Source organism: Herbidospora sp. RD11066, assembly GCF_054661255.1.
Genome location: NZ_BAAGDO010000001.1, coordinates 1,007,162 through 1,024,278, shown reverse-complemented (window position 1 = coordinate 1,024,278; position 17,117 = coordinate 1,007,162). Strand labels below are relative to the sequence as shown.

Annotated in this window: 11 protein-coding genes; 6 read left to right on the top strand and 5 right to left on the bottom strand. The window is 67.9% G+C overall.

What is annotated here, in order from left to right:
* Positions 1–110: 110 nt before the first annotated feature.
* Complete coding sequence (gene fxsT / locus ACYQ78_RS04715; protein ID WP_459799415.1) at positions 111–2,543, top strand: FxSxx-COOH system tetratricopeptide repeat protein; 2,433 nt, start codon at positions 111–113, stop codon at positions 2,541–2,543.
* Here the strand turns inward: fxsT and ACYQ78_RS04710 are convergent.
* The 3 genes from ACYQ78_RS04710 to ACYQ78_RS04700 all read right to left on the bottom strand — a co-directional run bounded on the left by ACYQ78_RS04710 (position 2,512) and on the right by ACYQ78_RS04700 (position 5,765).
* A complete protein-coding gene (locus ACYQ78_RS04710) occupies positions 2,512–3,735 on the bottom strand; it encodes an HEXXH motif domain-containing protein (protein WP_459799414.1) in 1,224 nt (407 codons plus the stop codon). The two genes, fxsT and ACYQ78_RS04710, sit on opposite strands and share 32 nt — an antisense overlap.
* A gap of 8 nt (positions 3,736–3,743) precedes the next feature.
* Complete coding sequence (locus ACYQ78_RS04705) at positions 3,744–4,844, bottom strand: FxsB family cyclophane-forming radical SAM/SPASM peptide maturase (RefSeq protein WP_459799749.1); 1,101 nt, start codon at positions 4,842–4,844, stop codon at positions 3,744–3,746.
* A 357-nt stretch (positions 4,845–5,201) separates the two neighbouring features.
* Positions 5,202–5,765 (bottom strand): hypothetical protein, encoded by a 564-nt coding sequence (locus tag ACYQ78_RS04700; RefSeq protein WP_459799413.1) that lies wholly within the window; start codon positions 5,763–5,765, stop codon positions 5,202–5,204.
* A 112-nt stretch (positions 5,766–5,877) separates the two neighbouring features.
* Between ACYQ78_RS04700 and ACYQ78_RS04695 the strand changes: the two genes are divergently transcribed.
* From ACYQ78_RS04695 to ACYQ78_RS04685, 3 genes are read left to right on the top strand one after another with little or no spacing between them, the layout of a single operon-like run.
* A complete protein-coding gene (locus ACYQ78_RS04695) occupies positions 5,878–6,738 on the top strand; it encodes a hypothetical protein (RefSeq protein WP_459799412.1) in 861 nt (286 codons plus the stop codon).
* A gap of 10 nt (positions 6,739–6,748) precedes the next feature.
* Positions 6,749–7,567, top strand: coding sequence for a DUF4397 domain-containing protein (locus ACYQ78_RS04690; RefSeq protein ID WP_459799411.1), 819 nt, complete (start codon positions 6,749–6,751; stop codon positions 7,565–7,567).
* A 16-nt stretch (positions 7,568–7,583) separates the two neighbouring features.
* The gene (locus ACYQ78_RS04685) at positions 7,584–8,258 is read left to right on the top strand and encodes a class F sortase (protein ID WP_459799410.1); all 675 of its coding nucleotides are present in this window, start codon (positions 7,584–7,586) and stop codon (positions 8,256–8,258) included.
* On the opposite strand, the gene ACYQ78_RS04680 is transcribed toward ACYQ78_RS04685, so the two are convergent.
* On the bottom strand, positions 8,202–10,067 hold the full coding sequence (locus ACYQ78_RS04680; RefSeq protein ID WP_459799409.1) for a WD40 repeat domain-containing serine/threonine protein kinase: 1,866 nt from the start codon (positions 10,065–10,067) through the stop codon (positions 8,202–8,204). The two genes, ACYQ78_RS04685 and ACYQ78_RS04680, sit on opposite strands and share 57 nt — an antisense overlap.
* Positions 10,068–10,113: 46 nt before the next feature.
* On the opposite strand from ACYQ78_RS04680, the gene ACYQ78_RS04675 reads away from it, so the two are divergent.
* On the top strand, positions 10,114–10,938 hold the full coding sequence (locus ACYQ78_RS04675; RefSeq protein WP_459799408.1) for a DUF4253 domain-containing protein: 825 nt from the start codon (positions 10,114–10,116) through the stop codon (positions 10,936–10,938).
* 58 nt (positions 10,939–10,996) lie between these two features.
* On the opposite strand, the gene ACYQ78_RS04670 is transcribed toward ACYQ78_RS04675, so the two are convergent.
* A complete protein-coding gene (locus tag ACYQ78_RS04670) occupies positions 10,997–15,238 on the bottom strand; it encodes a discoidin domain-containing protein (protein WP_459799407.1) in 4,242 nt (1,413 codons plus the stop codon).
* Positions 15,239–15,605: 367 nt separating this feature from the next.
* Here ACYQ78_RS04670 and ACYQ78_RS04665 point away from each other — a divergent pair, with 367 nt between their 5' ends.
* Positions 15,606–16,973 carry an alpha/beta hydrolase gene (locus ACYQ78_RS04665; protein ID WP_459799406.1) on the top strand — a complete coding sequence of 456 codons (1,368 nt, stop codon included), beginning with the start codon at positions 15,606–15,608 and terminating at the stop codon, positions 16,971–16,973.
* The last annotated feature ends 144 nt before the right edge of the window (positions 16,974–17,117 follow it).

Below are 17,117 nucleotides of genomic sequence, written 5' to 3'. Positions count from 1 at the left end.
GGAGGTTTCAGGTGAGCCATTCTCAGCCTGCGAACGTGCCCCCTGGCCAGGGCCCCATGGTCTGGGAAAGAGTTCCACCCCAGAACGTGCACTTCACTGGACGAGAAGATTTGCTGGAATCGCTGCGCGAGGGAATCAACGAGCGCAGCGCATTCGTGCTGGAACCACTGCCCCGTGCTGTCCAGGGACAGGGCGGGGTCGGAAAAACCCAGCTCGCCATCGAGTACGCCTGGCGCTACAGGCGCCACTACGAGCTGGTCTACTGGGTCGCCGCCGAGAAGCGCGAACTCGTCCCGGCTACGCTGGCCGCACTTGCCCCGCGTCTGGGCCTCCCGCAGAGTACGGGCACCGGCATCGAGGAGACGGCGCGAGCGGTGATCCGGGCGCTCGAAAAAGGCGAGCCTCACACGCGATGGCTCCTGATATTCGACAACGCCGAGGATCCGGAGTCCCTGGTCGGCTATATCCCACGCGGCCTTGGACACACGCTCATCACCTCTCGCGACAACCGGTGGGCCGACCGATATCCGAGCCTGCGGGTCGACGTCTTCCCGCGCAAGGAAAGTCTGGAGTTCCTGCGGGCGCGCATCCACCGTGAGATACCGGACGCGAAGCTCGACGCACTCGCCGAAGCGCTGGGCGACCTGCCGCTCGCCCTCGAACAGGCCGGAGCTCTCATGTACGAATCGGCCACCGACATCGATGAGTACATGGAGTTGCTGTCCAAAGAGGCCACCCGCCTGATGAGGAAGAACAAGCCCCTCGACTATCCACTGTCCATGGAGGCCGCCTGGCAGGTTTCGGTCGATCAATTGCAGCGCCGGATGCCCGAGGCTATCGGCATCCTCCAATGCTGCGCCTTCTTCGCGCCGGACCCGATCCCTCGCGATGTCTTCCGGCAGGGCGGCGCGGCCAAGACGCCTCGCATCGGCTCCGTCCTCGCCGACCCGATCACGCTGTCCAGCGTGTTGGGCATCCTCGGCCGCTACGCGCTCGCGAAAGTTGATTCCAAGACACGGACCATTCAGGTGCACCGACTGATCCAGAAGTTGCTACGAGAAGGATTCGACGCAGGAGAGCAGGTCGACCTGCGCCATGAGGTCCATCTTCTCCTGGCCAACAGCGCGCCGAAAGATCCTGACGACACCCTCGCCTGGCCGCGATTCGAGCAGTTGATCCTGCATGCCACCTATTCCGGCATCGCAGAGTGCGGCACATCCGAGGTGCGCCAATTCGCTCTCAACATGATCCGCTACCTCTACGCCGCGGGTAACTTCGAGCTCGCCCGGTCCCAGGTCCTCGAATTGATAGAGGTCTGGAAGAGAAAATTCGGCTCCGACGAGAAGATCCTGGTCGCCCAGAAGCATCTCGGCAACATCCTGCGCGGCATGGGACGGTACGCCGAGGCCTACGACATCGACCGCGCCACACACTCGGCGATGAGAAGAGAGCTCGGTCCCAGGCATCGGGAAACCCTGTGGGCGACCAACAACTACGGCGCGACCCTGCGCGCCCGAGGCGAATTCAAGCTGGCACGTGAGCAGGACACGGACCTGCTGGCGACCTATGAGTCAGCGGCGCCCGACGAGACGATCAACATCTACAAGGTACGCCACAACCTGGCCATCGATCACGCTCTGACGAGCGACTACCCCACCTCCAGGGAGATGCTCCGCAATCTGATCATCGACCTGGACTACGACAGCGACAACGTCAAACCCGCGCAGTTGGTCGGCGTGGTGAGCGCACTGTCCCGATCGCTACGTCTGTGCGGCGAATTCGACAAGGCCATCGGACAGGCCCAGGAGGCGTTCGACATCGGAAAGCAGCAACTCCCCGAATTCCACCTGGAGACGCTCCGGGCGGCAAAGGACCTGTCGATCGCCAAACGCATGTACGGCGACCTCAAAGAGGCTCTCGACCTGGCCAAGACGACCCATTGGAACCTTGAGCGGGTGTTCGGCGACCTGAACCCAGAAAGTCTGGCCGCGACAGTGAACCTCTCCAACGCCTACCGCGCGAGCGGCGACCTCTACGAAGCCTGCAAGTGGGCGGATGCGGCCGTCCCCCGCTACGCGGTCGTCTTCGACGTCGATCATCCTTACACCTTCGCCTGCCGCGGCAATCGTGCGGTCCTGACCCGCTTGTCCGGTGACGCCACCGCAGCCCACGCGGAGAACACCAAACTGGTCGATGAACTGGAAAAGCGACTTGGGCGGGGTTACTACTACACGCTCTTCTGCTCGGTGAATCTCCAGTCGGACCTCGCCGCTCTCGGCGAGGCGGAGGAAGCCATCGAACTCGGGACCAAGACGCTCAGCGAGCTCAAGAAGACATTCGGCGACGACCATTTCGCCACTCTGTCGTGCGCCGCGAACCTGGCGCTCGACCTGCGAGCGGTAGGCAGAACAGCGGAGGCTGATTCGCTGGCTCAGAACACGGTCTCCTCTTTCCGTTCTCTCGGCGGCGTCAACCAACCTGCGGCACTCGCCGCCGCCGAAGGCCGGCGGATCAACTGCGACTTCGATCCGCAACCGATCTGACAGAGGGATTGCTGCGCTCCCATGAGGCACGGTGCTCTTCTCGTCGGCGCCGGGCTTTGGCGAGCGCCTCCGCTCCGACGGGTTCTTCGTTCCAGAGCTCCATCGTTCGGGCCATTCCCTCCACGAACCTCACTCCGGTCGGGGTGAGATCGGTTCCGCCGAGCAGATCCCGAGTGGCTTGCAGCGCCGGAGCACGCCACTCGGCGAATTCGACCTCGGCACGCCGATCACCTGCCCGCATACGACGTCTCCAGAAGCCCGTCACCCCAAGGTAGGCATAGGTGCCGTTCAGCAGCCCCCGGGCCGGCCTGGGGTCAGAGCGCCATGGCGCGTAGTAGCGGCGACCGCTGTCGGGATTGAGCAGCGCGACGAGGTCCATCAGGGCGTAGAGCTTCACGTGCTGGTTCTCATGGGCGAGGGTTTCGGCCATCGAGACTCCGTCGGACGGAGTCGACAGAATGATCGCGCCGAACGCCTCACGTGACGACGAGCTCTGTGCCAGACCGCCGGACGCTCCGACGGGGACGAGCGTGGTGATCGCTGTTGCAATCTCGTCACGGACCGTCCAGTAGTCCCGGGTCAGCACATTCCAGGCTTCGTCCAGCCGGATCTGCCAGGTGTTCCGCACATCGGGTTCCAGCGGCCCCACATCAACCGAGTCGGGAGGTGAGAGGTGCGGATCCAGGTCGTCGAGGGTGAACGTGTGTCCCCCTGCACCGATCGTGGGCAAGGGGCGCCATCCTTCGGGTGCGGGCGCACCAGGTCCCACCTCAACGTCGACCGTGCCCTGGGCGGGGTGGCTCCCGATGGACGGCAACGTGATCCAGCCGTTGTGCGCGGGCACCGGGAAACTGCACGACCGGCCTGCGCGGTGAGCCGCGGCGAGTGCCACGGCCGTCAAACCGGTGGGGTCGACCTCTTCCCTCAGGCAGCGCATGGCCCAAGCGCCCACCGCCGGGTAGCGCACGATCGCTCCCACGGAGTCGTCGGCCGAAGCCTCCAGGTCAGCCAGCACCTGATAGGCGTCCCGCACGACGCGCATCTTGGGGAACTTCTGGACCACTGCCGCCAGCAACCAACGGTTCTTCCGATATTGGGCGGACCTGAGTTCAAGCATCGCCGCGGCACCGCCGCCACCTCTGGACAATGCCAGGAACGTCGCCTCCGAAACACCGACGCGAGATTCGGTCAATCTCTTCCTCACATTCCGGCGGCACCCTGCTGGATCGTCTGACGAATATGGCCGATCAGGGCGTACAGGTCAGGGCAGTAGACGCTCGGGTTATCGAAGCCCGATCCCTCCTTGTAGCGATGGGCGTAGAGACCACCGCCGCACCAATTCACGAGGTCGCATTTATGACAGATTTCAGATAACGCATGTAGGCCAACCTGCCTGGCGACCAGGGAGGGCAGGAGAAGCGCCGCGTCGAGCGGATCCCGGAGCACATGCAGCGGAGTGGCCGTAGCTCCTGGGTAGGCCGACTTCAGGATGTCGGACTGTTCGATGGACCCATCAGTCTCGATCACGAGAAGTAGCACCCGCGACAGGCCGATCGATTCGCTTCGCGACGGGCGACCGGTGAGAAGCCGCAGAATTTCGGTGAAGAGTCGGATCTCCGTTTCAGCCGACCGATACCACCGGTCGAAGATGGGGATCAACCAGTCGGCGTACGGGGTCGACAACCCCGCGTCCCGGAAGGGCGGTGGCGTCGACCAGTTACCGTGCGGCAGGAGGAAGTCCACCGCGGGAGGGTCAAAATCGAGAAGTGCGTCGTAAGTTTTCATCGGGTTGTTACGGAGGTCGATCGTGCACAGGAGCCCTCCGAACAACTCGTGGTATCGCCCGCTCGAGATTCGCCGGATGGCCTTGCTGACCTGGTCATGGCTGCCTTTTCCATCCCGGAAGAGCCGATGCCGGTCGTGCGCCTCGGCCTCACCGTCGTACGAGATGCCGACCCGGATGCCCAACTGTTTGAACAGCCGCAGGAAATCCTCGTCGAGCCGAATTCCGTTGGTCTGGATGCTCACATTCGCCTGGCTGCCCGTGCCCATCCGACGCCGGATCGTCTGCACCACGTAAGCGATGAATTCGGGGCCGGCGAGCAGGGGTTCCCCGCCGTGAAGAATGACGTCGACCTCAGCCAGTCCGTGGGTGGCCGCATGTTCTCCGATGCGGTCGGCCACTCGGTCGGCGATGGTCTCCGACATTCGGCGCGGCTGGTTGCGCCAGTTCTGGTCGGCCATTTCATACACGTAGCAATGACGGCAGGCAAGATCACAACGGCTGTGAATCTTCAGAATGAACTGGCGGAAGGCGTGCGGTTTCCACCCCGACGCCAGGAGAGCCTCGACGTCGAGGGAGGCCGGAAATGGCGGCCGCCCTAATTCAGGTGACGTGATCGCGGCCCCCTCGCCCTGTCTCAGCCGACCTGACGTACCTCCGCGATTACTGTCTCTCACGGTTTTTCCCGGCGCGTCAAGATTTCCGGTACAGACGCAGCTTCCCACATCCGGTCGAACTGCTGCACCCAGTACCGATATCAGCGCCCATTGCGCCCCGCCACCAACTCCAAGTACATGCGCGACGACGTGCAAGAATTATAGAACCCGTGGATTTCCACGACCACCCGCCCGCGCGAATTACCAGGTCGATGAGCATCAGCGAAACCTGGGATTGCGAGAGAGTCGAAACGAAGGCGCCTCTTCGATCCGCCATCCCTCCACCAGATTCAACCGTTCCTGGGTGAGCGACAGCGGCAACCGTTGGATCGGGAACTCCAGCGAGTCGTCCAGCTGCCGCGCCGCCAGGTCGATCGCTCCGGTCTCCGCAGGGTCCAGCACCACGACACGGACGGACCCGTTCCGCCGGGCCAGTACGGTGTTGCGCAGCAGCTCACACGTCTGCGGCGACAGCAGGTTCACCGCCGACGGCGCGAACACCCGGACATCCCGCGCATCTCGAAGAAGGCCCGCCAGGGGGACCTCCTCGAAGCGGCTCCGGTCGAACAGGACCTCGACGGGCGTCGCCGCCGGGGAGACCAGGGTCAGCCGGAAGATCAGCAGGCCTACGCCGGAGAGCAGGACCGCCCACCGCACGTTCTCGTCGAGGGTGTCGCTGAGGAGCGACAGGATGGCGAAGGTGAAGACGACCACCGTCAGGGCGTACGTGTCGAGGTGGTTGCGGGCCTTGAGGTCGCCGACCAGGCGTCGCCACCACGTCACGACCTTTCATATGCCCGTTTATGGCTTTAAATCCACCCGGTAGAGTCTTGCCACTGCGCGTGGTCCTGTGGTGACGTAAGTGCATAAAGGGCGAACACTAATAGGGGGTCTGGTGCTGTTCGGCCTGCCTCCTGCGCGGCAACTGCGCGCCGCCGGCGGTCTGGCGCTCGCCGCCGCCGGCCTCCTGGTCGCAGGCGCCTTCGTGAACTCCCGCGCGATCCAGCAGGTCGCGATCACACCCCAGCGCACCGCCCAGGTCGACATCGCCGCCGAGCAGCGGGAAAAGGCCGCCGCCTGGGTGGCGCGGCAGGTCACGGGGATCGTCGGGTGCGACGCACCGGTGTGCGCGCTGCTGGAGGCGCGGAACGTCGAGCCCACCCGCCTCCTTCCGTTACGCGGCCAGGAGGACGTCCTCAACGCCGACGTCGTCGTGGTCACGCCCGCGCTCAAGGCGTTGTTCGGCGACGGACTCACCCCGATCACCGCGAAGGAGCCGCTGGCCACCATCGGTGAGATCAAGGTCCTGCAGGTCACGCCGCAAGGAGTCGGCACGTTCACGGAAGCGCTGGAGCGTGACATGCGCGATCGCCGCGAGGCCGGGCGCGAACTTGTCGCCCATCCTCGGCTGGCCGCGACGCCCAAAGCGACACGCCACCTCGCCGAAGGCGAGGTCGACGCACGGATTCTCATGTCACTCGCGGCGCTCGCCTCGTCACACAGGCTCTATATTCGGGGGTTCGGGGACGGCGGGGTCGACCCGGGGAGCGCGCCGTTCCGGAGTGTCGAGATCGCGTCCGTTGACGGGTTGGAACCGACCGAGGGGTCGGTTTCCGGGATCATCCGGTTTCTTGAGGCACAACAGTCACGATTTCATCCCATTGAGGTTAATATCGACCGGCCGGTCGACGCAGTGTCAACAATCCTGCGCATACGGTACGCAGCGCCGAGCCCTGCCGGCTCGCTGTCCTCATAGACGGAGCACGATGAATCTCCCGCGCGTGGCCCGGTTACTCGCCGGTGCCCTTCTGCTCATGTTCGTCACGGTCACGCCTGCTCAGGCGGCGCCTCAGGTCGGACATGTCCGGCTCGCGCATCTCTCGCCCGACACCCCGGCCGTCGACGTGTACCTCTATCCGTTCGGGGGCGACCGGGCCAAGCTCGTGTTGAACGCCGTTCCTTACGGTGGGGTTTCGCCCTATCAGAATCTGGCGGCGGGGCAGTACACCGTCGCCATGCGGCCCGCGGGGGCCGCCGCTTCCACGCCGCCGGTGCTGTCGGCGAACGTGCGGGTGGAGCGGGGGCACGCGTACACGGTGGCGGGGATGGGGCCCTACGAGAGCATTCGGCTGCAAGTCCTCAACGACTCGCTGGAACTTCCCGACGGGAAGGCGGGGCTGCGGGTCATCGCCGCGTCGCTCAAGGAGCGCAACGTCACCGTGACCGCCGGGGGCATGGAGGAGGATCTGCGGTTCGCGGACACGCCCGAATACACCGAGATCGACGCGGCCATGCAGAAGATCACCGCTACGGCGGGGGACGAGAGCGCGTCCGCCGATGTGGAACTCACGCCTGGTTCCACCAACACCGTGGTCGTGCTCGACGGTGATCGAGGGCTCCGGCTGCTGCCGCTGACCGACGCCGCCGCGCCGGGGGTGACGCCCGAGGGCGCCGTCGACACCGGGATGGGTGGGCTCGCCGCTCATGGAACTCCGGTCTGGGCGTTCGCGCTCGCGGGCGCGCTGGTTCTGGCCGGAACCGCTTTTCTTGTACGGCTCCGCCGCCCCTCCGGCAGAACGACGTGAACCCCTCGAGCGGGGCATGAAACGCATCGCCTCTCTGCTGACCGCCGGGCTTCTGTTCACCGGATGCTCGGCGGCTCCCCCGGCGGTGCTGGCCGCGAAGACCACCCAGGCCGAACCGCCGGGCACCCTCGACCGCGAGGCCGCGGAAACCGCCGGCTGGGGTCCGGTGCCCGGTCAGGTCGCGAAGGTCAGGCCGCAGAAGCGGCACGGTGATCCCGTCGAGGTCGTCATCCCGGCCATCAAGGTGCGCTCCCGGCTGGAGCGGCTCGCGCTCGACGCCCGAGGTGTCATGGTTCCGCCGAAGAAGGCCGAGGTCGCCGGGTGGTACGCCGACGGTGTGCGTCCCGGTGATCCGGGACCGGCCGTCATCGCCGGGCATCTCGATTCGACGACCGGGCCGGGGGTGTTCGCCGACCTCGGGAAGCTCAGGCCGGGCCATCGGATCAAGGTCGAAACCGCCGACGAGATGCTCACCTTTCGGGTCGACTCAATTCGTACATATGCGAAGAAGGAGTTCCCCACCCGCCAGGTGTACGGCGCCTCCCCCGACGCCCGGCTCCGGCTCATCACCTGCGGTGGGGCGTTCGACGACGCCAGCGGTCACTACGACGACAACGTCATCGTGTTCGCCACGCTAGAGGTGCCAGGAACGGACCGTTCCGTCACGCCCTCCGGCGACCACGACCGGTGAGCCGTCGACCAGGGTCACCGACACCGATGTCACCCAGCCGCGATGGCCGGTCAGCGGATGGCCGACCGGCGTGCCGGTGAGTAGGTCCCACACGCGGACGGTCCTGTCCCAGCTTCCGGATACCACCACGGGGCGCCCGTTGAGCTCGGTCGTCGCGAGCGCGCTCACCCGGTCGGTGTGGCCGCGGTAGGGCTCGCCCAGGGGCGTACCGGACTGGAGATCGAACACCCGCAGCGCGTTGCCGTCGGCGGTGACCACCACCGGGCGTGCGCCGACCGACGACACGGCGAGCAGTTCGCCGGGCAGCGGGAACGGGGTGCCGACGGGCTCGCCCGAGTAGACGTCCCAGACGTTCACCGTGCCGTCGAGGGAGGCCGTCACGGCGACGTCGCGGCCCTCGACGATGGTGAAGGCGACGGCGGTGGCGCCGCCACCCAGCCTCAGGAGGGTCCGGCCATTCGACAGGTCGGTCACGCGAACGGAGTCGGGGCCCGTCGTCACGACGGCGTTGTGGTCGCCCACCCTGGTCACGGCCAGGGCCAGGACGTCGCCGGGTTTCGCCGCGAAGGGGATCTTGCGGCCCGTCGACAGGTCGGAGAGCCACACTCCGGCGCCGTAGCCGCCGCAGACGACAACGGGGCGCTCCCCCACCCTGCCGACCGCGACCGACGAGATGCTGAGCGCTTTGACGGGGCGGGGTTCGCCGATCGCGTCGCCGGTCAGGGGGTCGGACAGGCGGGTGGTGCCGTCGCGTCCGGCCGAGACGACGACGGGGCGCTCGCCGAGCGTTCCGGCGGCGACCGACAGCACCTCTCCCTTGTGGCCGGTGAAAGGGGCGCCCATCGGGCGGCCGAACCGGGTGTCGAGGGGCAGGCTCATCGGGGCGACCGTGACGGGTTCGGGCGCGGGTCGTTCCGGCAGGAAGAAGACCGCCGACACGGCGACCAGGGTCGCGACGGCGCCGGCCAGCAGCCGGCGGCGGCTGCCGCGCTCCTCCACGTCGTGGATCTCGTCGCCGGTGTGGACGAGCGTCACGAGCAGGTCGGCCGCCGTCGGGCGGTCGGCGGGGTTCTTGGCCAGGGCGGAGGAGACGACGTCGCGTAGGCGGGACGGCATGTACGACAGGTCGGGTTCGCGGGTGATGATGCGGTTCATCACCGCCGGGATGCTGTCGTTGCCGAAGGCGGGACGACCCGTCGCCGCGAACGTCATCGTGACGCCCCACGAGAAGACGTCCGACGGCGGGCCCGGACGGCGGCCGGCCAGCTGCTCGGGCGACATGTAGGCGGGGGTGCCCTGCACCCGGCTGGCCTCGGTCCCGGCGGCGTCGACGACCTGGGCGATGCCGAAGTCGATCACGCGGGGGCCGTCGGCGCCGAGCAGGATGTTGGCCGGTTTGAAGTCGCGGTGGACGATGCCCGCCTTGTGGATCGCGGCCAGTGCCGCGGCGGTGCCGACCGCGAGGCGGTCGAGCGATCCTGCGTCGCGGGGGCCCTCGCGGCGGACCAGGGCCTCCAGCGACTCGCCGTCGACGTATTCGCTGACGATGAAGGGGCGTTCGCCGGTGACGTCGGCGTCGATGACGCGGGCGGTGCAGAACTGGGCGACCTTGCGGGCGGCGGCGACCTCGTTGTGGAAGTCGCGTTTTCCGAACACCCGGGCGTGCAGGACCTTGACGGCGACGGGCTCGCCCTTTTCGGTGTGGCCGTGGAAGACGGTGCCCTGGCCGCCTTCGCCGATGAGGCCGGTCAGGGTGTAGCTTCCGACCCTTCGCGGGTCGCCCGGCCGCAGAGGTCGGGGAACCGGCATGACCACACGATAACCGTACGAACAGCGTGTGAACTATTCTTTCGCCGTGCCGGTTAGAAAGGGGCTCCTGCCGCCCGAGCTACGCGAGCTGTTCGCCGACGACGGCGTCCGGCGCGAGCTCACCGTGGAGTTACCCCCCGGCGTGACCGTCTGGCCCGACCCGACATTCGAACGCGGGCGTCCCCACCGGCGTCCGGCGTTCTGGCTGAGCGACGATCCGGTGCCGGGCGAACTGTGGTCGCGGTTCCGCGACGAGCATCCCGCGTCGGGCCTCTATCCGCTGCTGCTGGAGGAGTCGGTGCAGCCCTGGTCGGTCGGCCAGATCGCGCCCGACGACGCCGACCGCATCAACCTGTTCCACGCTCAGGCGTTCATGGACGAAGTGTGGGCCGACTGGGTCGAAAGCGCCTCCCACGACCAGATCGGCAACCTGGAGCCCTTCGGGCCGGTCTCTCCCGGCCTGGCCGAACCCGGTGTGCCGGTGGCGCACCCCGACGTGGTGGCCGACTGGTACGCGCGGGAGCTGGCCCGCAACGGGACCCCCCTCGGGCTCGTCGCCGCCGAACGCGGGGCCGACGCGCTGGCCGTCATGGGCTGGCAGGGCGCGGTCAACCACAACGAGTGGGCGGTGCCGATGGCGGCCGTCATCCGGTCGTGGGAGGAGCGGTTCGGGGCGCGCGTGGTGGGGGTGGGGTTCAACACCCTCGACCTGTCGATCGCGGCGCCGCCGACGACCGAACTGCACGCCGTGCACGTGGCGGCGGAGCACTGGACGTTCTGCCCGGACAGCATCGTGCAGGGGCCGGGGACGCTGGAGGACTACGCCGAGCAGATCAGGGGGCGCAACGCCTGGTCGTTCTGGTGGGACTAAAGGGAAAAGGCGGTGCCCCGGAGGTTGGCCTCCGGGGCACCGCCCGCTCAGTGGGTGACTAGTTGATGTTCAGGGTGAACGTCGACGTCGTGTTCTTGATGTTCTGGAAGTTGTTGCTGAAGGTCAGGTTGTTGAAGGTGGCCGAGCCGGTCGCCGGGCCCTGGCCGGACTCCGGCAGTTCGTTCACCCAGATCCCGAAGCCCGACTTCGCGTCGAAGGCGTCGCCGCTCTTCTGCGCGCCGGAGATCGAGACGTTGGTGAAGATGGTGTCGGTGACCGCCTGCGTCGCCTGGCCGCCCGAGTAGTTCGACTGGAACATGACACCGCTGTACGTCGGGTCGACGATGTCGATGTTGTTGAACCTGATGCCGCGGAACTCCTTCGAGGCCGCGAACACCCAGATGCCCGGGAAGGTCTGCGCGCCCCAGAAGTGGCCGCCCGACCGGACGATCGAGATGTTCTCGATGGTCGTCGGCTGGGTGCCGAAGCCCACGAACTGGTAGCCGAAGTCGAGCGAGGAGACCGTGATGCCCGAGTAGCACAGGGTGTCGGCGATGTAGATGTTCCGGAACGTGTTGTTCTGGCCGCCGTAGACCGCCAGGCCTGCCGCGCGCCACGGGGTGGTCACCGAGAGGTTCTCCCAGAGGTTGCCCGTGTTGTCGCCCTGGACGATGTCGACCGCGTTGAACAGGGCGAAGGCGTCGTCACCCGTGGATCGGGCGTCGATGTTCCTGACCGTGTTGTTCTTGCTGTTGTTGGTCAGGTTCAGGCCGTCGGCGTACATGTTGCGGACGCGGCTGTTGGTCAGCAGCAGGTTGGTGACGTTGGTGCCCCACACCATGACCATCTGGTGTTCGATCCACATGTTGTCGATCGAGATGTTGCTGATGCCGGTCAGGTTCCAGACCTTGCCGGGGCCGTCGTTGCGCGAGGTGTAGTTGCCGAAGACCGCGAAGCCGCCGAAGGAGGTGCCGTTGGCCGACGACTGGACGTCGAAGCCGATGTCGGAGTTCTCCTGGCCGGTCGGGGCGTAGAACCTGGTGTACCAGGGACCGGCGCCGAGGACCTTGATGGCCTTGCCGTAGACGGTGACCTTGCTGGAGACCTGGTAGTCGCCGGCGGGGAAGTAGACACCTTCCCAGCCGCTCTCCATGCGCGCCTTGTCGAGGGCGGCGCTGACGGCCTGCTGGGTGAAGCCGGTCGGCACGACGTACTTGGCCGGGTCGGGGTTGGCGATCGGGGCGACCTGCTCGGTGTTGATGAAGTCGATCGCGTAGGTGGTGTCGTTGCCCGGGTCCTTCTGGAGCTTGATCTTCGTACCGGGCGGGAACGAGGCGTTCAGGAAGATGTTGGCCTCGTCGTAGATGTGGCGCGGGCCGCCGGAGCCGGGCGAGTTGTTCGGGCTCGCCTCGTTGCCGTACTGCCACATGTACTTCGAGGTCAGGTTGATCGCCTTGTGGAAGGTGCCGTTGACGTAGACGTTGAGTTCCTCGTTGATGCCGCCGCCGCCGGGGGCGTCGGGGATCGAGAAGCGGGTGACCAGGGTGTTGGTCTGGGCCCGGGTGGTGAACTCGACGAAGGCGCCGCTGGTGTTGAGGGTGACGGCGCGGCGGCCGCTGGCCTCACCGCCCAGGTCGCCGATGGTGCGGTTCGGGCCGACGATGCCGGCGCCGCCGCCCCGGACGGCGTCCTCGGCCTCCAGGTGGTCGTACGGCATGTTGGCGCCGCGGCCCACGAAGAGCTGGTTGTTACTGGTGTTGTTGGCGCGCTTGACCGGCAGCTCGTTGGTGTCGTCGGCGAGGACGACCCGGACGGTGAAGCGGCCGTTGGCGGCGGTCCAGGTGCCGAGGCTGACCGGTGAGGTGGTCGCGCCGGCGGCGATGACGCCGGTGTGCGAGCCGGTCAGGGTGCGGACCACGGTGCCCTGGTCGTTGAGGACGGTCAGGGTGATGCCGTGGGCGCCACCGGCCGAGGCGACGGTGCCCTGGTTCTTGATGCCGACGCTGAAGTTGACGGTCTGGCCGCCCGACGGGTTGCTCGGGGTCCAGGCCACCGGCGAGGCGACCAGGTCGGAGCTGTCGACCGGACGGACCACGAGGGCGGTCGGGTTGACGAAGGAGTTGTTGCCGTCGTTCTGCTCGATGATCGTGTTGGCCTCGTCGACCTTGGCGTTCAGCGAGTAGGAGGCGGCGTCCCTGGCTCCGATGTTGCTCGTCACCGTGGTCTGCGCGCCCGCGGCCAGGGCCGGGACGGCGACGGTGGCGACGCGCGTGGTGTCGAGGTAGAGGTTCACCGACGACGCCGGGGCGGCGGCGGTGCCGTTGTTGCGGACGATCGCCGACAGCGTGATGGCGTCGGTCTCGACCGGGGAGGCGGGCGAGCCGGTGACCGAGGTGACGACCAGGTCGGGGTTGGGCGCCGGGGTGCCGAACACCTGGAACTCGGCGATCTGGCCGCCGGGGGCGCCGGTGTTGCTGGTGATGGAGACCCGCACGTCGGCCGTGGTCGCGGTCACCGGGATGGTGACGGTGTTCTGCGAGCTCGGGTTGAACGTGTAGTTGGCCGCCGACACCAGGCTGGTGTAGGTGGTGCCGCTCTGCTCACGGCCCAGGACCTGGATGTTCTGGGTGCGCGCGCCCCACGCGGACGAGGGGTTGAGCTTCAGCACGACCGAGGTCACGTTGGCGTTGGCGCCGAGCTTCACGGTCAGCTGGCTCGGCCAGCTGCCGGACGCGCCCTCCCAGTAGGTGTCCAGGTTGTTGTCGTTGGCGTTGGCCGCGACGAACGTGTGGACGTGGCCCGACTCGACCATCTCCTTGCCGAGGGCGAGGTTGGTGCCGGTCGGCGGGTTGGAGGTGCCGGTGCGGGTGACCGAGTTGCTGTCGCCAGAGACGTTGCCCGCGGCGTCGCGCGCCCGCACCAGGTAGGTCACCGTGGCGGTGGCCGCCTGGGTGTCGGTGAAGGTGAGCACGTTGCCCGCGACGCTGCCCGCGGCGGAGCCGTTGCGGATGATGTCGTAGCCGGTGACGGCGACGTTGTCGGTCGAGGCCGTCCAGGTCAGGCGGATCTGGCCGGAGCCGGGCTCGGTGTAGGCGAGGTTGCCCGGGGTGGTCGGCGCCTGCGTGTCACCGGTCTGCTGGCCCTGGCGGGTGACCGAGTTGGAGTTGCCCGAGACGTTGCTGGCGGCGTCCTTCGCGCGGACGAAGTAGGTCACCGTCGCGGTCGCGGGCTGGTTGTCGGTGTACGTCAGCACGTTGCCGGCCACGCTCGCGATGAGCTGGTTGGCGCGGTAGACGTCGTAGCCGGTGACGCCGACGTTGTCGGTCGAGGCGTTCCAGGCGAGCCTGATCTGGCCGGAGGCGGGCTCGGTGAAGGTCAGGTTGCCGGGGGCGGAGGGCGCCTGGGTGTCGGTGGTGCCGCCGGGGCCGTACACCTCGAACTCGGAGATCTGGCCCGCGGCCCAGCCCGTGTTGCCGGTGATGTTCAGCCGCACGTAGCGGGTGGTCGCGGCGGAGGTGAAGTTGATCGTCACCGTGTTGCCGGTCGACGGGTTGAACACGTACCCGGCCGAGGGGACCAGCGTCGAGAAGCTGGTGCCGTTGGCGCTGCCCTGGACCTCGAGGGTCTGGGTGCGGGTCTGCCAGGCGGTGGCCGGCGGCAGCTTCAGCACGACGCGGTTGACGCCGACCGAGGAGCCGAGGTCGACCTGCAGCCACTCGGGGAAGACGTTGTTGACGCTCTCCCAGTAGGAGCTCGCGTTCCCGTCGTTGGCGTTGGAGGCGACGTAGCTCTGGGCGACGCTGCTGGCGGTCATCGTGCGGCCCGAGGCGAGGTTGCCCGAGGACGTGGTGACGCCGTAGACCTCCAGGGCGGACAGCTGCGCCGACGCCCAGCCGGTGTTCGCGGTGATGTTCACGCGGACGTACCGGGTGTTGGTGGCGCCGAAGTTCAGGGTGACGGTGTTGGCGCTGCCCGGGGCGAAGTTCTGCCCGGCGGAGCCGACGATCGTCGACCAGCTGCTGTTGTCGAGGCTGCCCTGGACGGACAGGGTCTGGGTGCGGGCGCCCCACGCGGCCGGCAGTTTCAGCACGACCTGGTCGATGTTCTGGGCGCTGCCCAGGTCGACCTGGGCCCACTGCGGGAAGGTGCCGCCGGAGCTCTCCCAGTAGGAGTCCTGGTTGCCGTCGGCGATGTTGGAGGAGGGGTAGGGGGAGTTCGTGCTGCTCGCGGAGGTGGCCTTGCCGGCCGCGAGGTTAGGGCCACCGGCTGCGGAAACCGGCTGCAGCGGGCCCACGGTCACGACGAGGACTGCTGCGACAAATGCCGCAAACAGCCGTAACGGTCCGTGCTTTCTCGTCATCGCCTTCTTCTATCTCTCGGCATGTCACTACAGGGGTCGGGGGGTACAGGAGCACGGACGCTGTGCATCCCTGAAGTTGCGAGGAAAAGATAGGAATCGAACATCACTTTGCAAGATTCTTGCGCCGTGATGGCTGAATGTTACAAGTGTGCTAAGAGGACGTCAACGGTCAGAAAAACCTGCCCTGATAAGGGGATATGGCCCGCCCCACTGGATCTTCAGTAACCCACAAGTCGCCCACAAGCCGGCCTGAGCATCGTGTTCCCTGGCGCCCGGTGTCCCCCGGGCGGGAGGAACGGGGCGAACGATGAGGGTGAACTGGCGGTTCTCCGCCGACGGCCGGCACGCCGCCTGCCTGGCACTGGACGAGGGCGAGGTGTTCCGCCCCGAGGTCTGGGACTTCACCGGTGCCGACCCGCTGGTGCGCCCGCTGGCCTCGGCCTGCGACGTCACCACCCGGATCGAACCGCTCGGCGGCGAGCGCGCGCTGCTCTGCCGCAACGACGACGGACGCCACCGGATCTCGCTGGTGAGCCAGTCGACCGAGACGACCGTCAGCGCCGGGCGCGGACCCTGGATGCACCTGACCGGCGACCTGGTGATCGGGGACGCGGTCCACCGGGTGACCTCTCATGGGCTGGAGAAGGTGGCCGCCCTGCCGCCGGGGACGAGCGGACCGGGGGTGGTCCTCGCGCCCCGGCTGCTCGGCCTGACCCGCCCGCACGCCCCCGGCCCGGTGGTGCTCGACCTGGCGACCGGCTCGTGGGAGCTCATGCCCGGCGCGGTCACCGGCGCCCGCATCCTGGCCGGGGGGCTGGTCGGGATGCCGACCGGCCAGTCCCCCGAGCTGCGGTGGCGGGGGCGTCCCGTGCTCTCCGGGCAGGCCGACCCGCTCGGCGGGGACGGCTCGCGGATCGCGCTGCGGGTGGAGCGGGGGTCCCGCTCGCGGCTGGCGATCTTCACGCCGTCGACCGGCGAGGTCGCCGAGCCCGCGATCCCCGACGGGACGCTGGGTGAGGCCGCGGGCTTCGACGGCGGGCTGGTGCGGGTGCCGTTCAACTCGCCGGGGGCGCCCGGTTCTGTGCTGACGGTCAGCCCCGACGGCGTGCGGCTCGATCCGCCGGCCCGGCCCGTGGAGTCGCGGGTGGAGTCGGTGGCGGGGATCGAGGCGGTGACGTACGGGAAGTGGCGCGACGCCGGGCGGGTCGTGGTGGCGCTCGGCGGGGCGGGTCGGTTCGCCTACGACGCCGTGTACGCGGCCATGGCGGCGGCCGGGATCGCGGTGGTCGCGCCGGGTCCGGAGGCGCTCGACCTGGAGGCGGTCCGGCGGATCGCCCGCGCGATCGGCGGGCGGCCCGCGCTCTACGGCGTCGGCCACGGCGGCCATCTGGCCCTGCTCGCCTACGCGACCGAACCGGCCCGCTGGGCCCGCTGCGCGGTGGTGGCCCCCGACGTCGCCTCCGAGCTGACGCCGCTGGTCCCCCGGCTGCGGCCGCCGCTGATGGTGATCCACGGCGCCGACGACCCGGTGGTCCCGGTGGCCAGGTCGCGGCGGCTGCGCGAACTCGTGCCGGCTCCCGTCGACTACCTGGAGGTGCCCGGCGCGGGGAACACCCCGCTGGCCGAGGCGGGACCGGCGCTGACCCGGCGGCTCACGGGCTTCCTGGCCGCCTGATCCCGGCGTACGGAAGGAGGTGGTCGACAGGCAGCACCAGGGCGCTTTTCTGAGATCTTCACCGGACGGGGCACAGGTTCGTCCTGTGCCCCGCCTCCGACGCTTCGTGACGGTTTTCGGCCGTCCGCATCGATAGTCCGACGT

Excerpts from the sequence above, each read along its gene's own strand:
- ACYQ78_RS04680 (WP_459799409.1), bottom strand. The coding sequence starts at position 10,067 with ATGCCGGTTCCCCGACCTCTGCGGCCGGGCGACCCGCGAAGGGTCGGA.
- ACYQ78_RS04685 (WP_459799410.1), top strand. The coding sequence starts at position 7,584 with ATGAAACGCATCGCCTCTCTGCTGACCGCCGGGCTTCTGTTCACCGGA.
- ACYQ78_RS04665 (WP_459799406.1), top strand. The coding sequence starts at position 15,606 with ATGAGGGTGAACTGGCGGTTCTCCGCCGACGGCCGGCACGCCGCCTGC.
- ACYQ78_RS04690 (WP_459799411.1), top strand. The coding sequence starts at position 6,749 with ATGAATCTCCCGCGCGTGGCCCGGTTACTCGCCGGTGCCCTTCTGCTC.